Source organism: Bradyrhizobium sp. Y36, from assembly GCF_002531575.1.
GTDB lineage: Bacteria > Pseudomonadota > Alphaproteobacteria > Rhizobiales > Xanthobacteraceae > Bradyrhizobium.
In genome coordinates, this window is record NZ_NWTI01000011.1 from 80,075 (window position 1) to 97,858 (window position 17,784).

Here is a 17,784-nt window from a genome sequence, read left to right on the forward strand (position 1 = left end):
GGACGCCAGACCGCTGTATATTGGGCAAATGATTTGTTTTTGCGCCGAGCGCTTTCCCTGGCGGCGGTTATGGCAGAATCCGGGCGCCCTCCTGCCCCCCGGACTGACAGACATGGCCACTCGCGCTCTCCTCTATCGGCGGCCCCACGAACCGAAGACCCTCGTCATCACCCACGGATCGCAATTTTTTGCCATCCGATTGCGCCGGCATCGCCGCGCGCGCCGCTATACGCTCAGAATTCATCCGAGCGATCGCGAAGCCATCCTCACCATGCCACCGCGCGGCACGCTGGCCGAAGCCAAGGACTTCGCGCAGCGTCACGGTGCTTGGATCGCCGCACGTCTCGGTCGTTTGCCGAAGGCCGCGCCGTTCCAGCCGGGCACGGTGATACCGCTGCGTGGCACGCCGCATCGTATCGTTCATCGCGCCGGCACACGCGGCACGGTGTGGACGGAGGTGCGCGACAGCGGTGAACGCATCCTCTGCGTTGCCGGCGGACTCGAACATGTCGACCGCCGCGTCAGCGATTTCCTCAAGCGCGAAGCACGCCGCGATCTGCAGCGTTCGGCGGAGGCCTACGCCGCCGAGCTCGGTGTCAGGGTCAAGCGCCTCTCGATCCGCGACCAGTCCAGCCGCTGGGGTTCCTGCACCTCGGCCGGCTCGCTGTCGTTCTCCTGGCGCCTGATCCTCGCGCCGCCCTTCGTGCTCGACTACCTCGCCGCGCACGAGGTCGCTCATCTCGTCGAGATGAACCACTCGGCCCGCTTCTGGCGCGTCTGCGGCAAGGTCTGTCCGTCGATGGAGCGCGCCAAGAAGTGGCTCGACACGTATGGCAACGATCTGCACCGGTACGGCGTCGAGGATTAGGGCTCGCTGCTGACGTCTTGAAAGGTGTCATCGCCCGGCTTGACCGGGCGATCCAGTATTCCGAGACGGCGCTGATTGAATCGTGAAGCCGCGGCGTACTGGATTCCCCGCCTTCGCGGGGAATGACGGCGAGAGTGGAGCTGCATCAAGCAACCCTCACGCACTGAAATCGGCGCTCGTCCCCGCCTGCGTGCCTGAAGCCAGATAGGCCGATTGCGACCGCGCGCTGGCCTTCTGCCCCTCGGCCAGCATCGCCTGAAAGGCGGCGTCGAGCTGCTCGCGGCTATAAGCCGTGGACGCGCTTTCGCGCGGCGTCCATTGCGATTGCGTGATCGCGGTGGAAGCCTTCTCGATGGTGCCGCCAAGCCGCTCGGCGTAGTTGTCGGCCCGCCACTGCGCCAGATCGGGTCCACTGAGGCCGGGAGGATCTTCCAGCTTGCCGACCTTTGCGGCCGCCGCGTTGGTCATCGCCGAAGCCCCGCTGTTGTACAGCGTGGCCACCACCTTGCCGTCGACTTTCACCTGGGCGTAGGCGTTCTCCGGTGCATTGTCCGCGACCTCCGATTGAGGGGCACGCGTATCGTGCGTCATCAGCCAGTTCGTCGCCATCAGGTCGCGCAGGACGGGATGATCCGCCGCGGCTATCGGCGTGGCACCTTGCAGCGGCTTGACCTGCGAGACGTCGATTCGGAAGCCGCTGGTCGGTGCGTCAGTCGCATCCGATACCACCGGCTGGAGACTCGATGCCGTGTTTGAAGTGGGCGTTGATGCAGGACGCAGATGAGGCAACGTCATGCTGGATAGACTTGGAATCATGGAACGCTCCCCCGGACTCGCTCAACCTATGAGAGCAAATTCCGGGCCGCTGACGGGACCTTGAAGAAGTTGGTGTTTTTGCTTTCGGGACGTCGCGGGCGCCGGTGAATCTTGCCGCCATAGGCAGGACTTGCCGAAGTGGCGGAGCAGGCTTCCCAGCGCACTTCGGGTGTTCTGAGCGGCCCGTGCAAGCCGTTGATTTCGCTATCCTCGGCTACTGTGCATGGGGTTGTTTTCGCAGTTTTTGTCTTGAGGCCGCAGGCGACCTCAGGCGGAGCCTATCGGTTTCCGCCAAACAGCCGGTCCATCAGCCAGCCATCGAGCCCTGCCGCAGCCTCGGGCCGCACATTGGCGCGTGTGGGGGGCGGCGGGCGATAACCGCCGCTATTCGCCGTTGCCGGTGCGGGCGCCGCCGCTGTCGGCGGCGACACCTGCGATGCGGCCTGCGCGAGATTTGACAGGCCCCAGCCACCGGGCACGCTCGGCAGGGCCGCCACCGGCACGCCCTCGTGCGCCGTCTTCATGAAGCGCGTCCAGACTTCCACCGGCAGGCCGCCGCCGGTGGCCTTCTTCGTCGGCGAGTTGTCGTCATTGCCGAGCCAGACGCCGGTGACGAGATTGGCGGTGTAGCCGATGAACCAGGCGTCGCGATAATCCTGGCTGGTGCCGGTCTTGCCGGCCGCCGGCCAGCCGGGGATCTCCGCCTTCTTGGCGGTGCCCGAGATCAGCGTCTCCCGCATCATCGTGTTCATCATGCCGACATAGCGGGGGTCGATGACCTGGGTGTGCTCGTCCGGCTGGCGCATGTAGAGCAGCTTGCCGCTGAGCGTCCTGATCCGCGTCACGACATGCGGCGCCACCGCGAAGCCTCCGTTGGCGAAGGGCGCGTAGGCGCCGACCAGCTCGACGACCGAGACTTCCGAGGTGCCGAGCGCGATCGAGGCGTTGGGCTCGAGTTTTGAGGAGATGCCGAGCCGGTGCGCGGTGCGCACCACATTCTTCGGTCCAACCTCGAGACCGAGGCGGATGGCGACGGTGTTGAGCGACATCGCCAGTGCTTGCGTCAGCGTCACCGCGCCGAAATATTCGTGGGTGTAGTTCTCGGGTTTCCAGCCCTTGACCTCGATCGGCGCATCCTGGCGCGTCGTGTCCGGCGTCAGGCCCTGCTCCAGCGCGGTGAGATAGACGAACGGCTTGAACGAGGAGCCCGGCTGGCGCTTGGCGGTCACCGCCCGATTGTACTGGCTCTCGGAATAGTTCCGTCCGCCGACCATGGCGCGCACCGCGCCGTCGGGCGTCATCGCCACCAGTGCGCCCTGGCTGACGTTGAACTTGACGCTCTTGGCCGCGAGCTCGTCGATGATGGCGGCTTCCGCAACGCTTTGCAGCTTGGGATCGATCGTGGTCTCGACCTTGATGCTCTCGTCGATCTGGCCGACCAGGTCGTCCAGCACCTCGCCGATCCAGTCGGCGACGTAGTTGACCGTGCCGGCGCCGACCGGCTTCACATTGTAGGAGGGATGGCCGATCGAGGCCTGCGCCTGCGCATCGGTGATGAATTTCGCGTCCGCCATCGCCGCGAGCACGATCTGCGCGCGGGCTTCGGCGCCTTCCGGATTGCGGTTCGGCGCAAGGCGCGAGGGCGACTTGACGAGGCCGGCGAGCATCGCGGCCTCGGCGATGGTGACGCTCCTCGCCGACTTGCCGAAATATTTTTGCGCGGCGGCTTCGACGCCGTAGGCGCCGGAGCCGAAATAGACGCGGTTGAGATAGAGCTCCAGGATCTCGTCCTTGGAATGCTTGCGCTCCAGCCAGATCGCGAGCTCGGCCTCCTGCAGCTTGCGCTGCATGGTGCGTTCCTGGGTCAAGAACAGGTTCTTCGCCAGCTGCTGCGTCAGCGTCGAGCCGCCCTGCGACACGCCGCGATGGAGCACGTTGGTGACGAGGGCGCGCAAAATGCCGACGGGGTCGATGCCGAAATGAGAATAGAAGCGGCGGTCCTCGATGGCGATGAACGCTTTCGGCAAGTAAGGCGGCAGGTCCTTCAGCGCGATATTGGCGCCGGCCATCTCGCCGCGCTGCGCCAGCACGCTGCCGTCGATGCCGACGATCTGGATCGTCGGCGGGCGCTTGGGGATCTCCAGCGACTGGATCGCCGGCAGATGGGCGCCGACATAGATCACGACGCCGACCACGGCGATCACGCCCCACAGGCTCAGCACGGCACCCCAATAGACCAGGCGGCCGAGGCTGAACCCGCCGGATTTCGCGCGCCGTTTGGCGCCGCTGCGGCCGGCTGGTGCCTTGCGCTCGCGCGGCGGCTCGCCGCCGGCATCCTCGCTCTTGCGCTTGGCGGATGGTTTCGTCGATTTCTTCGGCTTGTCCTCAGTCGCGTTGGGAATGCGATCGGCGGCAGTCAGGCGCAGATCGGCGAGCGCCGCCGGCAAGCCGAACATCGGCTCCTTCCGCCCTCCCTTTTTCTTTCCCCACGCCATACGCAAATGCCCGGTCAGCCCGCCCCGCCGCACGCTAGCGGTCGCTGTTTAAGGCCCGGTTACCCCGGCGTTAACGCGCGATTAGGAGGTGGGGCATTCGCACCCCGCAGTTCCGCTCCTTTGGCACCGGAGCTAGGATCGCCGGCACAAAAAGAGGAAGCACGCAGAGGAAACCCACATGGGCCATATCGATCCGACCAAGGAGATCTTCGCGCAGTTCCGGGAGAACGACCGTCCCGGTCCGATCCACATGCTCAACCTGGTGCGGTTGCGGAAAGAGGCGGCCTATCCGGACGGTCGCAAGGCGAGCGGCGCGGAAGCCTATGCCGCCTATGGCCGCGAGAGCGGCCCGGTGTTCGAGCGCCTCGGCGGCCGCATCGTCTGGCAGGGCAAGTTCGAGCTGATGCTGATCGGTCCGCAGGAGGAGCGCTGGGACCATTGCTTCATCGCGGAATATCCGAGCGTTGCAGCCTTCGTCGAGATGATCCGCGATCCCGCCTATCGCGAGGCCGTGAAGCACCGTCAGGCCGCGGTGGAGGATTCCCGGCTGATCCGGCATGCGGTGCTGCCGGTGGGCAAGAACTTTGGGGAGATACCGGAGTAGACGTCTGTCTCGGTCGTCATGGCCGGGCTTGACCCGGCCATCCACGATTTCTCATTCAGTCATTCCGGGTTCGATGCTGTCGCATCGCCCCGGAATGACGGCGATGGAAACTAGCCCGCCGGACCCGTATCCTCCAGGATCGGGCCGAACAGCTCCCAGCGCTCGCCGTTGAACTTCATCATCTGAAGCTGCTTGTTGACGCGGTAGTCGGTCGGCGAGGTGTTGACCTTGATGCCGGGCAGTGCGGTGTCGGTGGCGAAGTCCTTCACCGAGGCGGCCTGCTTCATGACGTTGTCGCGGGTCAGATCGTCACCGCACTGCTTCAGCACATGCACCAGCAGCTGTGCCGTGCTGTAGCCATAGGTGTTGAAGTTCGAGTCCTTGTCGCCGTCGGGATAGTACTTCGCCATGAAGTCGAAATACTTCTTCAGCCCGGCATCGTCCTTCCAGGTCGGATCGAGCGGCTCCTTGCCGTAATTGACGCTGATCAGGCCCTTTGCGGCGTCGAGGCCAGCGGGCTTCAGCACCGCGCCGACCGAGGTGGCGTTGATGTCGACGATCTGAACCGGATGCCAGCCGATTTCGGCGATCTTCTTGATCGCCTGCGCGGCCTGCTTCGGCGTGCTCGCGCTGAAGAACAGGTCGGCGCCGGCGTCCTTGATCTTGAGGATCTGTGAGTCGACGGTCGGATCGGACACCTCATAGGACGCCTCGGTCACGATCATCTTGGCGGCCTTGTCGCCGAGGCCGGCCTTGAGTCCGTTCAGGTAGTCCTTGCCGAGGTCGTCGTTCTGGTAGAGCACGCCGATCTTGGCGTTCGGATGCTCCTTCAGGATGTACTGGCCGTAGATGCGGCCCTCGACGAAGTAGTTGGGATTGAAGCCCATGGTCCACGGAAAGTTCTTCGGGTCGGTGAACCTGGAGGCGCCGGTCGCCGCGAACAGCTGCGGCACCTTCTTGGCGTTCAGATATTTCTGCACGGCCGCGTTCACGGGCGTGCCGATGATCTGGAAGGTCAGCAGCACCTCGTCGCTCTCGACCAGCTTGCGGATCTGCTCCACGGCTTTCGGCGGCGAATAGGCGTCGTCATACTGGATCAGGTTGATCTTGCGGCCGTTGATGCCGCCCTGGTCGTTGATCATCTTGAAATAGGCGGCCTGCGTCTTGCCGATCGACGAATAGGCCGACGCCGGTCCCGAGAACGGCATGGTCTGTCCGATCTTGATCTCGGTGTCGCTGGCGCCTGGATCGTATTTCTTCTGGGCATTGGCCGCTGAAATCGACAGCGCCAGAGCAAGCGCCGTGGCCAGATGCAGCTTTCCATTCCTCATTCGCAATTCCCTCAGTCTGTTTTTGCCGATGATCTCTCGGCGCGCGCTTGCGCGTCCGATGCCACCGCTGAGGGCGAGTGTGGAGGAACGATTGTTGCGATGCAAGGCGGGGGAGGCCCGCAGTTCGTAGGGTGGGTTAACCGCCCGGCTGCACGAAGCGCAGCCGCTGGCGGAACCCACCCTGCGTCGTCCCTAACCCGCGGGTCCGGAGTCCTCGATGATCGGTCCGAACAGCTCCCAGCGTTCGCCGTTGAACTTCATCATCTGCATCTGCTTGTTGACGCGGAAGTCGTTCGGCCCGGTGTTGATCTTGATGCCGGGCAGGGCGAAGCTCGGTGTGAAGTCCTTGATGTTGGCGACCTGCCTCATGATGTTCTCACGCGTCAGATCGTCGCCGCATTGCTTCAGGACCTGCACCAGCAGCTCCGCCACCGAATAGGCATAGGTGTTGACGGTGTTGAGCTTGTCGCCTTCCGGGAAATACTTGTCCATGAAGGCGAAGAAGGCCTTCACGCCGGGATCGTCCTTCCACTGGGGATCGCTGGGCTCCTTGCCGTATTGGGTCGAGATGATGCCCTTGGAGATGTCGAGGCCGGCCGGCTTCAGCGTCGCCGAGATCGGGCTCGCATTGATGTCGAGGATGTGCACCGGCGTCCAGCCGAGGTCGGCCAGCTTCTTGATCGCCTGTGCCGCGAACTTCGGCGTCGAGGCGTCGAAGAACACGTCGACGCCCATCGACTTCAGCTTGACCACCTGGGAGTCGACGGTGGGGTCGGTGACCTCGTAGGAGACTTCTCCGACGACCATGCTGGCGGCCTTGTCGCCGAGGCCGCTTTTCAGGCCCGCGAGATAGTCGCGGCCCATGTCGTCGTTCTGGTAGAGCACGCCGATCTTGGCGTTGGGATGCTCCTTGAGAATGTATTTGGCGTAGATCCGTCCCTCGGAGACGTAGTTGGGATTGTAGGCGATGGTCCAGGGATAGTTCTGGGGATCGTTGAAGCGCGCCGCGCCGGTCGAGGCCAGCAGCTGCGGCACCTTCTTGCCGTTGAGATATTTCTGCACGGCCGCGTTGGCCGCGGTGCCGATCAGCTGGAAGGTGAACAGCACCTCGTCGCCCTCGACGAGCTTGCGCACCTGCTCCACCGTTTTCGGCGGCGAGTAGGCATCGTCATACTGGATCAGATTGATCTTGCGGCCGTTGATGCCGCCCTGATCGTTGATCATCTTGAAATAGGCGGCCTGGGTCTTGCCGATATTGGCGTAGACGGAATAGGCGCCGGAGAACGGCACGGTCTGGCCGATCTTGATCTCGGTGTCGGTTGCGCCGGTGTCGTATTTCTTCTGGGCAAGCGCCTGGCTTGCGGAGAACGCGAAGGCGAGCGTCGCCGTGGCAGCTATGAAGGCTCTGCGATTGTTCATCTTGGTTGTTCCTCCTGACGGAATTTTCGGTCGACGGTCTTTTCCCGTTGATTGCAACGGTCGCCATCGCTGCCGAAGATTGTGGAGGAAGGCTCGACGCTGCGCAAGGATCGCAGCGCTGCGCCGTAGCGTCTCAGGTCAGGAACACTGCCGCCAGCGCGATTGCCGCCGGCAGTGCCTGCACCATCAGGATGCGGCTGCTGACGGTCGCGGCGCCATAGGCGCCGGCAACGATCACGCAAAGCAGGAAGAAAGCCTTGATCTGGAATGCGAAGGCCGGGTTGCCGTGGACGAGGCCCCAGACCAGGCCCGCGGCGAGGAAGCCGTTATAGAGCCCCTGATTGGCAGCCAGCACCTTCGTGATCGCGGCCTTCTCCGGCGTGTTGCGGAAGACCTTCAAGCCCTGCGGCTTGTCCCAGAGGAACATCTCCAGGATCAGGAAGTAAGCGTGCAGTGCGGCGACCAGCGCCACCAGGACATTGGCGATCAAGTTCAAGGTGAGCTCCCCCAAAAGCGTCAGCTTTCGGGTGGACGATAGCATGACCGGCGTGTCAAACGCGACGGCGTGTTTCGATGCAATGGTGCCAGCATGCCTGCGCGATCAATCAAACCGTCTGTAAGCTTTGGCCTCGATCGCCTGGCGACGCCGATCGGGATTGCCCTGCTCGTCACCGATGCCGAGGGTGTGCTGCGCGCACTGGACTGGGAAGACTATGAGCACCGCATGCGCGAGCTGTTGCGCTTGCACTACGGAGCGGTCGATCTCGGTGACCACCCTGCGCCTGCGTCCATGCGGACGGCGCTGTCGGCCTACTTCGAAGGCGATCTTGGTCAGCTCTCGAACGTCACATGGCGCGTCGCCGGCACGCCGTTCCAGCAGAAGGTCTGGACCGCGCTCGCGGAAATCTCGGCGGGTACCACGATGAGCTACGGCGCGCTCGCCGCGAAGATCGAGATGCCCAGGGCCATTCGCGCCGTCGGTCATGCCAACGGCTCCAACCCGATCAGCGTCGTGCTGCCGTGCCATCGGCTCATTGGCGCCGACGGCTCGCTGGTGAAATACGGCGGCGGCCTCGCGCGCAAGCGCTGGCTGCTGCGGCATGAGGGGGTGGAGGTTTGAGGCCCGGCCTGAGGACCTTTCGAGTGAATCGTGCCTGGGGCCGCACCTGCCTCAGGGAGGCCGCCTTGCCGTAACCGAATCCGTCAGACTTTCGACGTCATCACTTTTTGCGCTATTTTCCAGGTCCCGTTCACCTTCAAGCACGACAACAGGTCCGTGAAGGTGCGCGGCGGAAGGCGTAATTTGACCTTCAAAAGCGCGAGCTCTCCGTCAACGTCGATTGACAGGATCTGGTCTTCTCGCTCGAAACCCTGTTGCTTCGGAGCTTTCGTGTTGCGAACCACCGCCAGCCAGGACGCAATCGGCGTCACGCCCACGTCGCCGCCCTCGGCGACCTTCGTCACGGAACTCGAGGGGTGAAATATGGATGCAAATCTCTCGGCATCCATTTCATAGGCGGCATCGAAATAGGTCTGCGCTAGGGAGCGCAAGGCAAGCACGTCCGTGTCCATTGTGATCCTCAAGGCTCTTGCACCGGACTCATTCATGCGGTCCGGGCAGCTGTGTCGAGCGGCGACCCGCCTCGCGCAGAAGAGTTCTGCAGGTCGTCTCCCGTGCTCGCGCAAAACCTACGGCAAGGTCACTTATGAGACTAGTCATCTTGAATGGCATGAGCTCATGAGCAATATTCATGATGATGACAGACGAAATGAACGACCTCGCCACGTTTGCAATCGTGGCCCGTGAACGAAGCTTTACGCGCGCTGCGATGAAACTCGGTGTGTCTCAGTCTGCCCTGAGCCACACAATCCGGAGGCTTGAGCAGCGGCTCGAGTTGAAGCTGCTCGCGCGAACGACCAGGAGCGTTGCGCCGACCGCCGCGGGAGCAGCTCTCCTGGAAGATCTGTCTCCGGCGCTCGAGCAAATTCGGCATGCGCTCGACAAAGCCCGAAGCATTCGGAGCCGGCCCGAAGGTCGTCTTCGAATTGTCATGTCGCGATCGGCTGCGGTGATGGTCTTGCTGCCGCGGCTCAGAGCTTTCGCTGAGGCCTACCCCGACATCGTTCTGGACGTCGTCACCGTCACGGGCCCGGTGGACCTCGTTGCAGGCGAGTTCGATGCCGGCATTCAGCTTGGCGAGTACATTCAAAAGGACATGATCGCCGTTCGTGTCACGCCCGAATTGCGATTGGCTGTGATAGGATCGCCTCGCTATTTCGCCTCACGGCGCATTCCCGAAAAGCCGAGGGATCTGAGCGATCATCGATGCATTACCCTGCGTCTTGCAGGTGGCCCGTATCGCTGGGAGTTTGAGCAAGGACGAAAGTCGGTCACGATCAACGTGAATGGCCCGCTCGTCATTGACGACACTCACCTGGTGATTCAGGCAGCGCTCGCCGGAGTTGGTATCGGACTCGCCTATGAAGAGCAGGTCGCCGAACATATTGCGAAGCGCCGCCTTATTCGGGTGCTGGAGGATTGGACGCCGCCAATTCCCGGCTTCTTCATGTATTATCCCAGTCGTCAGCACCAACCAGCCGCGCTGTCTGCGCTCGTGAACGCGCTACGACACTCTGAACAAAAGTCGGCGCGATCGTAGTCAAGAGGGCAGAGCTCGTTAGCCGCGAGCGCGGGATGACGAGAAAACTCACGCGGCCGGCTGAACCGCCTTGTCGCCGGCCATCACATGGGTCAGCGCGCTCTTGATCGCGGCCTGCCGCGTCGGCGCGTTGATCTGTGCGCCCAGGAGATCGGTGACGTAGAACACGTCGCGGGCGCGCTCGCCGAAGGTCGCGACGTGGGCTGAGGCAATGTTGAGGTTGAGCTTCGAGATCGCGGTGGTCAGCTCGTAGAGCAGGCCGGGCCGGTCGAGGCCGGAGACCTCGATCACGGTGTAGCGGTCGGACCATTGGTTGTTGATGGTCACCTCTGGCTCGATCACGAAGGGCCGCGCCTTGCTGCGCACGGTGCGCCGCGCCACCACTTCGGGCAGGCGCAGCTTGCCTTCCAGCACGTCCTCGATCATCTCGCCGATGCGCGTGGCGCGGCGTCCCTCGTCCTCGTCGCGGTCGTATTCCCGGGAGATCGAGATCGTGTCGAGCGCGCGGCCGTCCGTCGTGGTGTAGATCTGGGCGTCGACGATATTGGCGCCGGCCGAGGCGCAGGCGCCCGCGATGATCGAGAGCAGCCAGGGATGGTCGGCCGCGAAAATCGTCAGCTCGGTGACGCCGCGCACCTCGTCGAAGCCGACATTGATCGCGAGCTTGTGGCCGGCCTGCTCGCTGGAGCGGACGAAGCGGGCGTGGCGGATCTTGCGCGGCAGCTCGACCTTGAGCCAATAGGCCGGATAGTGCCGGCCGATATAGGCGTCGAGCTCCTCCGCCGGCCATTCGGCGAAGGCGTTACGGAATTCGGCATAGGCAGCGGTGAGGCGCTTGCCGCGATCGACCTCCGAGAAGCCGCCCGTGAGCACCGGCTCGGTTTCGTAATAGAGCGAGCGCAGCAGCTGTGCCTTCCAGCCGTTCCATACGCCGGGCCCGACGCCGCGGATGTCGGCGGTGGTCAAAATCGTCAGCAGCTTCATCTGCTCGACCGACTGCACCACGGCTGCGAAATTCTCGATGGTCTTGCGGTCGGAGAGGTCGCGCGACTGCGCGACGGTGGACATCGTCAGATGCTCCTCGATCAGCCAGGCGATGAGCTCGGTGTCGGCGGCGCTGAAGCCGAGCCGCGGGCAGAGCCGCCGCGCCACCTTGGCGCCGGCGATCGAATGATCCTCGGGCCGGCCCTTCGCGATGTCGTGCAGCAGCGTCACGATGTAGATCACCGCCCGATGTTCGGGCCGGATCTTGCGCATCAGGTCGCTGGCGAGCGCGAATTCATCGAGGCCGCCGCGCTCGATGTCCTGGAGGAAGCCGACGCAGCGGATCAGGTGCTCGTCGACGGTGTAGTGATGATACATGTTGAACTGCATCATCGAGACGATCTTGCCGAAGGCGCGGATGAAATGGCCGAGCACGCCGGTCTCGTTCATCCGCCGCAGCACGATCTCGGCGTTGTCGGAGGTCAGGATCTCCATGAACAGCCGATTGGCCTCGGGATTTTCGCGCATCTGCGCGTTGATGAGGCCGAGCGAGCGCGTCACGTCGCGCATCGCATCCGGATGGAAGGCGAGGTTGTTCTTCTGCGCGAGGCGGAAGATGCGGATCAGATTGACCGGGTCGTGCTTGAAGACGTCGGGCGCGGCGACGTTGATGCGGTTGTTGTCGACGATGAAGTCGTCGCTGTCGGGGACGCGCCGCTTCGCCGCGGTCGGGCGCAGCCGCGCCATCATCCGGCTCAGCACCGGGGCGGGCTTGGCCTGCTGGTCCTCGAGCTTGGCGCACAGGATGGCGGTGAGGTTTCCGACCTCCTTGGCGACCAGGAAGTAGTGCTTCATGAAGCGCTCGACGTCCTGCATGCCGGGATGCGAGGTGTAGCCGAGCCGCACCGCGATCTCGCGCTGGAGGTCGAAGGAGAGGCGCTCTTCGGCGCGGCCGGAGTAGAAATGCAGATTGCAGCGCACCGACCAGAGGAAATCGGCGCAGCGGCGGAAGCTGCGATATTCCTGCGCGTCGAACACGCCGCGCTCGACCAGCTCGCTGGTGTCGCGCACGCGGTAGACGTATTTGGCGATCCAGAACAGCGTGTGCAGGTCGCGCAGCGCGCCCTTGCCGTCCTTGACGTTGGGCTCGACCAGATAGCGCGACTGGCCGCCGCGGCGATGCCGCTCCTCGCGCTCGGCGAGCTTGGCGGTGACGAATTCCGAGGCGGTGCCCTGCACCACCTCCTTGTCGAAGCGCGCGACAAGCTCGTCATAGAGCGGCCTGTCGCCGGTCAGGAACCGCGTCTCCAGGATTGCGGTGCGAATGGTCATGTCGCCGCGCGCCTGCCGGATCGACTCGTCCACCGATCGCGTGGCGTGGCCGACCTTCAGTCCCATGTCCCAGAGGCAATAGAGGATGGCCTCTGCCACCTGCTCGCCCCAGGCGGTCTGCTTGTAGGGCAGGATGAAGAGCAGATCGATGTCGGATTCGGGAGCCATCAGGCCGCGGCCGTAGCCGCCGGTCGCCACCACCGCCATGCGCTCGGCGCCGCTCGGGATCGGCGAGCGGTAGAGATGGCGGGTCGACGCCGAATAGAGAATGCGGATGATCTCGTCCTGGACATGGCACAGCCGCTCGGCACAGCGGCGGCCGTGGCGGTCCTTCAGGAGGATCTCCTGCGCCGCGGCGCGCGCCGCGATCAGCTCGGCCTTGAGCAATTGCGCCATGGCCGTGCGGAACGCGTCCTCGCGTCCCTGGTGCTTCTCGGCGAGCGCATCGACTGCGGCGGTGATCCGCGCCGTGTCGAAACGATCATCCACCTCGGGCCTGTGCTCAGTTGCGACGCTGTCCATGTCTCACCGGATATAAGAGGTGACAGGCGCTGTCACCCGCCATTCTCTGGCAATAGTCGTTCCATGCTGGAAAGCTGCGGCTTCGGGCAAATCTGTTCTCAGCCGGGGGGCTTTCAAGGGGCGGATTTTCTCGTTGACCTCTAGATATAACTCATTGAAAAACAATGAAGTTTTGGAGGAGGCTGGGCATGACCAAAATTTCACGGCGCATTCTGTTGGCAGGAGCGGTGGCGCTCGCCATGACGCCTGCGGCTAAGGCGGCAGATGCACTCAAGGAGATCCGCATCGACTGGGCGACTTACAATCCGGTGTCGATGGTCCTGAAGCAGAAGGGCCTGCTGGAGAAGGAATTCGCCAAGGACGGCATCACCGTCACCTGGGTGCAGTCGGCCGGCTCCAACAAGGCGCTCGAATTCCTCAATGCCGGCTCGATCGATTTCGGCTCGACGGCGGGCTCGGCGGCGCTGGTGGCGAAGATCAACGGCAACCCGATCAAGTCGATCTATGTGTATTCGCGTCCCGAATGGACCGCGCTGGTGACATCAAGGGATTCCAAGATCGCCGGCGTGGCCGACCTCAAGGGCAAGCGCGTCGCGGTGACGCGCGGCACCGATCCGCACATCTTCCTGGTGCGTGCGCTGTTAGGGGCGGGCCTCACCGAAAAGGACATCACGCCGGTGCTTCTGCAGCATGCCGACGGCAAGACTGCGCTGATCCGCGGCGACGTCGACGCCTGGGCCGGTCTCGACCCCATGATGGCGCAGGCCGAGGTCGAGGAGGGCGCAAAGCTGTTCTACCGCAAGGCCGACGCCAATACATGGGGCATTCTCAATGTGCGCGAGCAGTTCCTGAAGGATTATCCCGACGCCGCCCGCCGTGTGCTCGCGGTGTACGAGGAGGCGCGGAAGTATTCGCTGGCGAATTACGACGAGCTGAAGAAGACCTTCATTGCGGTGACCAAGCTTCCCGAAGCCGTCGTCGACAAGCAGCTCAAGGAGCGCACCGAGCTCACCCACAGCCGCATCGGCTCGCCTCAGCGCGAGTCGATCCTCGCGGCAGGCCTTGCGTTGCAGCAGGCCGGCGTCGTCGATGCCAAGGTCGACGTCAAGGCGACGCTGGATGCCCTGATCGACGACCAGGTCCCGCTGCCGACGAATTAGTTGGGCAAGGAAGAGGCAAGCGCGCGCACCACACTCCGCCGTCGTCCCGGGGCGCGAAGCGAACCCGGGACCCATAGCCACAGGGAGTGGTTTGAGGCGAAGACGGTCACTGCGAGTCCCCGCAACCATGCCTTCCTGTGGTTATGGATCCCGGATCTGCGCGCGCTTGGGGCGCGCTTGTCCGGGACGACGGCGGAGGCGCGGCAATAGTGGTGTTGCATTCCCCGTCCAGACGCGCTTGCTAATGGCCATGATCTCCGACGCGCCAGCCTTGCAACAGACTTCAGAACCGGCCGAAAGCGCTGCTGCGCCGTCGCGCGTTGCCCGCTATGCGCGGCCGCTGCTGGGGTTGCTTCTGCCGCTGACGCTCGCGCTCGGCTGGGAGCTCGTTGTCTGGCTCGGCTGGTCCAATGGCCGGCTGGTGCCGCCGCCCTCGCGCGTGTTTGCCACCATCGCCGAGCTCGCCCGCTCCGGCGAGCTGGTCCGTCACATCGTGGCGACGCTGTGGCGCGTCTCGCTCGGCTTTGCCTTCGGCGTGGTCGCGGGCACGCTGCTGGGCGCCGTCTCCGGCTATTGGTCGCTGGCGCGGCGGCTTCTTGACCCCACCGTACAAGCCTTGCGCGCGATCCCCTCGCTCGCCTGGGTGCCATTGTTCATTCTCTGGCTCGGCATTTTCGAGACCTCGAAGGTGGTGCTGATCGCGGTCGGCGTGTTCTTCCCGGTCTATTTGGGGGTGATGGGCGCGATCCTCTCGGTCGACCGCAAGATCGTCGAGGTCGGCCGCACCTTCCGCCTCTCGGGCTTTGCGATGATCCGCCGCATCCTCTTGCCCGCCGTGCTGCCGGCCTATGTGGTTTCCTTGCGCGTCGGGCTCGGTCTCGGCTGGATGTTCGTGGTGGCGGCGGAGCTGATCGGCGCTTCCGAAGGCCTCGGCTATCTCCTGCTCGACGGCCAGCAGCTCGGCAAGCCCGCGCAGATCCTGGCCGCCATCGTGATCTTCGCGATCCTCGGCAAGCTCACGGACTGGCTGATCGAGGTCGCCGCCGCGCCGTTCCTGCGCTGGCAGGACGCCTTCGGCCGGGCAAAGGGAGCGTAATGCGATGCTGGCGCTCGACCGGGTCAGCAAGACCTATCCCAACGGCGTCGCGGCGCTCGCCCGCTTCTCCGCCGAGATCAGGCAGGGCGAGATCATCGCCATCATCGGCGGCTCCGGCTGCGGCAAGTCGACATTGCTCCGCGCCATCGCCGGGCTCGATCGCGCCAGCTCGGGCACGGTGACGCTCGACAATGAGGCGATTGCCTCGCCGCACGCCAAGATCGGCATCATCTTCCAGGAGCCGCGGCTGCTGCCCTGGCTCAGCGTCGCCGACAATATCGGTTTTGGCCTCGCCGACCTGGCTGCCCCGGAGCGCCGCGAGAAGGTGGCGCGTGCGCTCGAGCGCGTCGGGCTGGCCGACAAGGCGCAGGCCTGGCCGCGCGAGCTCTCCGGCGGGCAGGCGCAGCGCGTGGCGATCGCCCGCGCGCTGGTGCCGCAGCCTGAAGTGCTCCTGCTCGACGAGCCGTTCTCCGCGCTCGACGCCTTCACCCGCCGCGACCTGCAGGATCATCTGCTCGACCTCTGGGCCGACACGCGCCCGACCTTGATCCTCGTCACGCATGACGTGGATGAAGCCGTGGTGCTGGCCGATCGCGTGCTGGTGATGCGGCCGCGGCCGGGCCGGCTGTTCGACCAGATCGAGATCAATCTCGCCCGCCCGCGCGACCGTCATTCGCCGCTATTCGAGAACTTCAAGCGAAGTGTGCTGACGTCACTCGACCGTTCGCTCGATCGCAGCGTGCCCGACCGTGACGCAACCCAGGGTCCCGGGCAGGCCATGTGGTGGTGACAATGTCCCTCCGAGCCGGTACATCGGAGGGCAATTTCCCGGGAGAGAACAACATGGACGCCGCCCAACTGCGCCAGATGCAGGCTCCGATCAAGGAGCGCTACAAGACCGATCCCAAGACCGCACTGATCACCCTGAAGGCCAAGGGCTCCACCGATAGCGAAGGCATCGCCTGCAAGGTCGAGACCGGCCGCGCCATCGCAATGGCGGGCCTGCATCCGGCGACCGGCGGTTCCGGCCTCGAGCTCTGCTCGGGCGATATGCTCCTGGAAGCCCTGGTCGCCTGTGCCGGTGTCACGCTGAAATCTGTCGCGACCGCGATCGAGGTGCCGCTCAAGACCGGGAACGTCTATGCCGAGGGCGATCTCGATTTCCGTGGCACGCTCGGCGTCGACAAGGAGACCCCGGTCGGCTTTGCCGAGATCCGCCTGCGCTTCGAGGTCGACACCGACGCGCCGCAAGACAAGCTCGATCTCCTGCTGAAGCTCACCGAGCGCTATTGCGTGGTCTACCAGACCATCAAGAACGGTCCGAAGGTCTCGGTGTCGATGCAGCGGATGTGAGGCGACGACCGCAGCCTGACAATCGGTGCCGTGATCTAGGACCGTCGTAGCTCCAGCCTTCCAGAACAATCACGGCCTGTGGTTATGGATTCCGGGCTCGCGCTTCGCGCGCCCCGGAATGACGGACAAAATGCCTTCTATCCGGATCTGCGCTCCGCTTGCCCGGGACGACAAAACAAAAATGTCCCTCGACCTTCACTTCCTCCTCATCCTCCTCCTGCGCATGGCGATCTCGGCGGCGTTCGTCGTGACGGCGTCGATCATCACCGAACGCGCCGGTCCGGTGATCGGCGCGCTGGTCGCGACCTTGCCGATCTCGGCCGGCCCTTCCTACGTCTTCCTCGCACTCGACCACGACGCCGCCTTCATCGCGCAAGGCTCGCTCGCAAGTCTTCCGATCAATGCGGCGACGATCTTCATGTGCCTCACTTACGTCGTGCTGGCGCAGCGGCACACTCTTCTGGTGAGTGGTGGAAGCGCGGTCGCGGTCTGGATCGTGCTGGCTTCGATCATCCGTCAGTTCGACTGGCCGCTCACCGCGGGACTCGCTGCAAATCTGATCGCCTTCGGCATCTGCATCCCGCTGCTGGCGCGCTATCGCTACGTGAAAATGCCGCTGGTGACGCGGCGCTGGTACGACGTGCCGATGCGGGCTGCCTTGGTCGCGACGCTGGTCGCGATCGTTGTCTCAACCTCGGGTTGGGTCGGCCCGCGCATCAGTGGCATCATCGCGCTATATCCGGTGGTGTTCACCAGCATCATGGTGATCCTGCATCCACGCATCGGCGGCCGACCGACCGCCGCCGTGCTCGCCAACTCCGCCTGGGGTTTGCTCGGATTCGGCACGGCGATCGCCGTCTTGCACGTTGCAGTGGTGGCGTTCGGCTCCGTCGTCGGACTGTGTCTCGCGCTCGGCACCTGCATCGTCTGGAATCTGACGCTGTGGGGAATCGGCCGGCGTGTTAAGCGGTAAAGGGTCGCGCATTGAGCGGAAGTGGCCGATTGCGACGGCGCACGCCGCTCCCCACTGATTTTCGATAAGCATATTAGAAATTTGTTTGAACTTGTTGGCTAAGGTGGGTCGTTAGTTCCCGTCCAGTGCTCAATACGTCATCGCGTCCCGTAAAGTTACGGTGCGCATCAA

Annotated in this window: 16 protein-coding genes; 9 read left to right on the top strand and 7 right to left on the bottom strand. The window is 64.1% G+C overall.

Features of this window, described 5'->3' with window-relative positions:
* Positions 1-28 precede the first annotated feature (28 nt).
* Positions 29-868: a M48 family metallopeptidase gene (locus CO669_RS19380; RefSeq protein WP_097661541.1), complete on the top strand. Its 840-nt coding sequence runs from the start codon at positions 29-31 to the stop codon at positions 866-868.
* Positions 869-1,024: 156 nt separating this feature from the next.
* Here the strand turns inward: CO669_RS19380 and CO669_RS19385 are convergent, their stop codons facing one another.
* Together CO669_RS19385 and CO669_RS19390 are read right to left on the bottom strand one after the other, a co-directional pair.
* A complete protein-coding gene (locus CO669_RS19385) occupies positions 1,025-1,684 on the bottom strand; it encodes a hypothetical protein (protein WP_097661542.1) in 660 nt (219 codons plus the stop codon).
* 278 nt (positions 1,685-1,962) lie between these two features.
* Complete coding sequence (locus tag CO669_RS19390; protein ID WP_097661543.1) at positions 1,963-4,179, bottom strand: transglycosylase domain-containing protein; 2,217 nt, start codon at positions 4,177-4,179, stop codon at positions 1,963-1,965.
* A gap of 178 nt (positions 4,180-4,357) precedes the next feature.
* On the opposite strand from CO669_RS19390, the gene CO669_RS19395 reads away from it, so the two are divergent.
* Entirely contained in the window at positions 4,358-4,783 is a 426-nt protein-coding gene (locus tag CO669_RS19395) for a DUF1330 domain-containing protein (RefSeq protein ID WP_097661544.1), read from the top strand.
* A gap of 110 nt (positions 4,784-4,893) precedes the next feature.
* On the opposite strand, the gene CO669_RS19400 is transcribed toward CO669_RS19395, so the two are convergent.
* The 3 genes from CO669_RS19400 to CO669_RS19410 form a co-directional block, all read right to left on the bottom strand.
* Entirely contained in the window at positions 4,894-6,114 is a 1,221-nt protein-coding gene (locus CO669_RS19400) for an ABC transporter substrate-binding protein (RefSeq protein ID WP_198964107.1), read from the bottom strand.
* A gap of 192 nt (positions 6,115-6,306) precedes the next feature.
* Positions 6,307-7,533, bottom strand: coding sequence for an ABC transporter substrate-binding protein (locus tag CO669_RS19405; protein WP_097661545.1), 1,227 nt, complete (start codon positions 7,531-7,533; stop codon positions 6,307-6,309).
* 133 nt (positions 7,534-7,666) lie between these two features.
* Complete coding sequence (locus tag CO669_RS19410; protein ID WP_245444395.1) at positions 7,667-8,023, bottom strand: DUF1304 domain-containing protein; 357 nt, start codon at positions 8,021-8,023, stop codon at positions 7,667-7,669.
* A gap of 99 nt (positions 8,024-8,122) precedes the next feature.
* On the opposite strand from CO669_RS19410, the gene CO669_RS19415 reads away from it, so the two are divergent.
* Entirely contained in the window at positions 8,123-8,653 is a 531-nt protein-coding gene (locus tag CO669_RS19415; RefSeq protein ID WP_097661546.1) for a methylated-DNA--[protein]-cysteine S-methyltransferase, read from the top strand.
* A gap of 83 nt (positions 8,654-8,736) precedes the next feature.
* Here CO669_RS19415 and CO669_RS19420 read toward each other — a convergent pair whose 3' ends face one another.
* Complete coding sequence (locus tag CO669_RS19420; protein WP_097661547.1) at positions 8,737-9,105, bottom strand: nuclear transport factor 2 family protein; 369 nt, start codon at positions 9,103-9,105, stop codon at positions 8,737-8,739.
* A gap of 182 nt (positions 9,106-9,287) precedes the next feature.
* Between CO669_RS19420 and CO669_RS19425 the strand changes: the two genes are divergently transcribed.
* Positions 9,288-10,193 carry a LysR family transcriptional regulator gene (locus CO669_RS19425; RefSeq protein WP_198964120.1) on the top strand — a complete coding sequence of 302 codons (906 nt, stop codon included), beginning with the start codon at positions 9,288-9,290 and terminating at the stop codon, positions 10,191-10,193.
* Positions 10,194-10,241: 48 nt separating this feature from the next.
* Here the strand turns inward: CO669_RS19425 and CO669_RS19430 are convergent, their stop codons facing one another.
* The gene (locus CO669_RS19430; protein ID WP_097661549.1) at positions 10,242-13,031 is read right to left on the bottom strand and encodes a [protein-PII] uridylyltransferase; all 2,790 of its coding nucleotides are present in this window, start codon (positions 13,029-13,031) and stop codon (positions 10,242-10,244) included.
* Between the two features lie 188 nt (positions 13,032-13,219).
* Between CO669_RS19430 and CO669_RS19435 the strand changes: the two genes are divergently transcribed.
* The 5 genes from CO669_RS19435 (at position 13,220) to CO669_RS19455 (ending at position 17,613) form a co-directional block, all read left to right on the top strand.
* Positions 13,220-14,191: an aliphatic sulfonate ABC transporter substrate-binding protein gene (locus CO669_RS19435; protein ID WP_198964109.1), complete on the top strand. Its 972-nt coding sequence runs from the start codon at positions 13,220-13,222 to the stop codon at positions 14,189-14,191.
* 250 nt (positions 14,192-14,441) lie between these two features.
* Entirely contained in the window at positions 14,442-15,287 is an 846-nt protein-coding gene (locus tag CO669_RS19440; protein WP_198964121.1) for an ABC transporter permease, read from the top strand.
* A 4-nt stretch (positions 15,288-15,291) separates the two neighbouring features.
* On the top strand, positions 15,292-16,077 hold the full coding sequence (locus tag CO669_RS19445; RefSeq protein WP_097661552.1) for an ABC transporter ATP-binding protein: 786 nt from the start codon (positions 15,292-15,294) through the stop codon (positions 16,075-16,077).
* A gap of 53 nt (positions 16,078-16,130) precedes the next feature.
* Positions 16,131-16,640, top strand: coding sequence for an OsmC family protein (locus tag CO669_RS19450; RefSeq protein WP_097661553.1), 510 nt, complete (start codon positions 16,131-16,133; stop codon positions 16,638-16,640).
* Positions 16,641-16,821: 181 nt separating this feature from the next.
* Positions 16,822-17,613: a hypothetical protein gene (locus CO669_RS19455; protein ID WP_097661554.1), complete on the top strand. Its 792-nt coding sequence runs from the start codon at positions 16,822-16,824 to the stop codon at positions 17,611-17,613.
* Positions 17,614-17,784: the final 171 nt, after the last annotated feature.

What these genes read in the sequence shown, in the direction of transcription:
- CO669_RS19390 (WP_097661543.1), bottom strand. Translation starts at nt 4,179, where the DNA reads ATGGCGTGGGGAAAGAAAAAGGGAGGGCGGAAGGAGCCGATGTTCGGC.
- CO669_RS19380 (WP_097661541.1), top strand. Translation starts at nt 29, where the DNA reads ATGATTTGTTTTTGCGCCGAGCGCTTTCCCTGGCGGCGGTTATGGCAG.
- CO669_RS19405 (WP_097661545.1), bottom strand. Translation starts at nt 7,533, where the DNA reads ATGAACAATCGCAGAGCCTTCATAGCTGCCACGGCGACGCTCGCCTTC.
- CO669_RS19385 (WP_097661542.1), bottom strand. Translation starts at nt 1,684, where the DNA reads ATGATTCCAAGTCTATCCAGCATGACGTTGCCTCATCTGCGTCCTGCA.
- CO669_RS19425 (WP_198964120.1), top strand. Translation starts at nt 9,288, where the DNA reads ATGATGACAGACGAAATGAACGACCTCGCCACGTTTGCAATCGTGGCC.
- CO669_RS19400 (WP_198964107.1), bottom strand. Translation starts at nt 6,114, where the DNA reads ATGAGGAATGGAAAGCTGCATCTGGCCACGGCGCTTGCTCTGGCGCTG.
- CO669_RS19420 (WP_097661547.1), bottom strand. Translation starts at nt 9,105, where the DNA reads ATGGACACGGACGTGCTTGCCTTGCGCTCCCTAGCGCAGACCTATTTC.
- CO669_RS19445 (WP_097661552.1), top strand. Translation starts at nt 15,292, where the DNA reads ATGCTGGCGCTCGACCGGGTCAGCAAGACCTATCCCAACGGCGTCGCG.
- CO669_RS19430 (WP_097661549.1), bottom strand. Translation starts at nt 13,031, where the DNA reads ATGGACAGCGTCGCAACTGAGCACAGGCCCGAGGTGGATGATCGTTTC.
- CO669_RS19395 (WP_097661544.1), top strand. Translation starts at nt 4,358, where the DNA reads ATGGGCCATATCGATCCGACCAAGGAGATCTTCGCGCAGTTCCGGGAG.
- CO669_RS19440 (WP_198964121.1), top strand. Translation starts at nt 14,442, where the DNA reads ATGATCTCCGACGCGCCAGCCTTGCAACAGACTTCAGAACCGGCCGAA.
- CO669_RS19455 (WP_097661554.1), top strand. Translation starts at nt 16,822, where the DNA reads ATGTCCCTCGACCTTCACTTCCTCCTCATCCTCCTCCTGCGCATGGCG.
- CO669_RS19450 (WP_097661553.1), top strand. Translation starts at nt 16,131, where the DNA reads ATGGACGCCGCCCAACTGCGCCAGATGCAGGCTCCGATCAAGGAGCGC.
- CO669_RS19435 (WP_198964109.1), top strand. Translation starts at nt 13,220, where the DNA reads ATGACCAAAATTTCACGGCGCATTCTGTTGGCAGGAGCGGTGGCGCTC.
- CO669_RS19415 (WP_097661546.1), top strand. Translation starts at nt 8,123, where the DNA reads ATGCCTGCGCGATCAATCAAACCGTCTGTAAGCTTTGGCCTCGATCGC.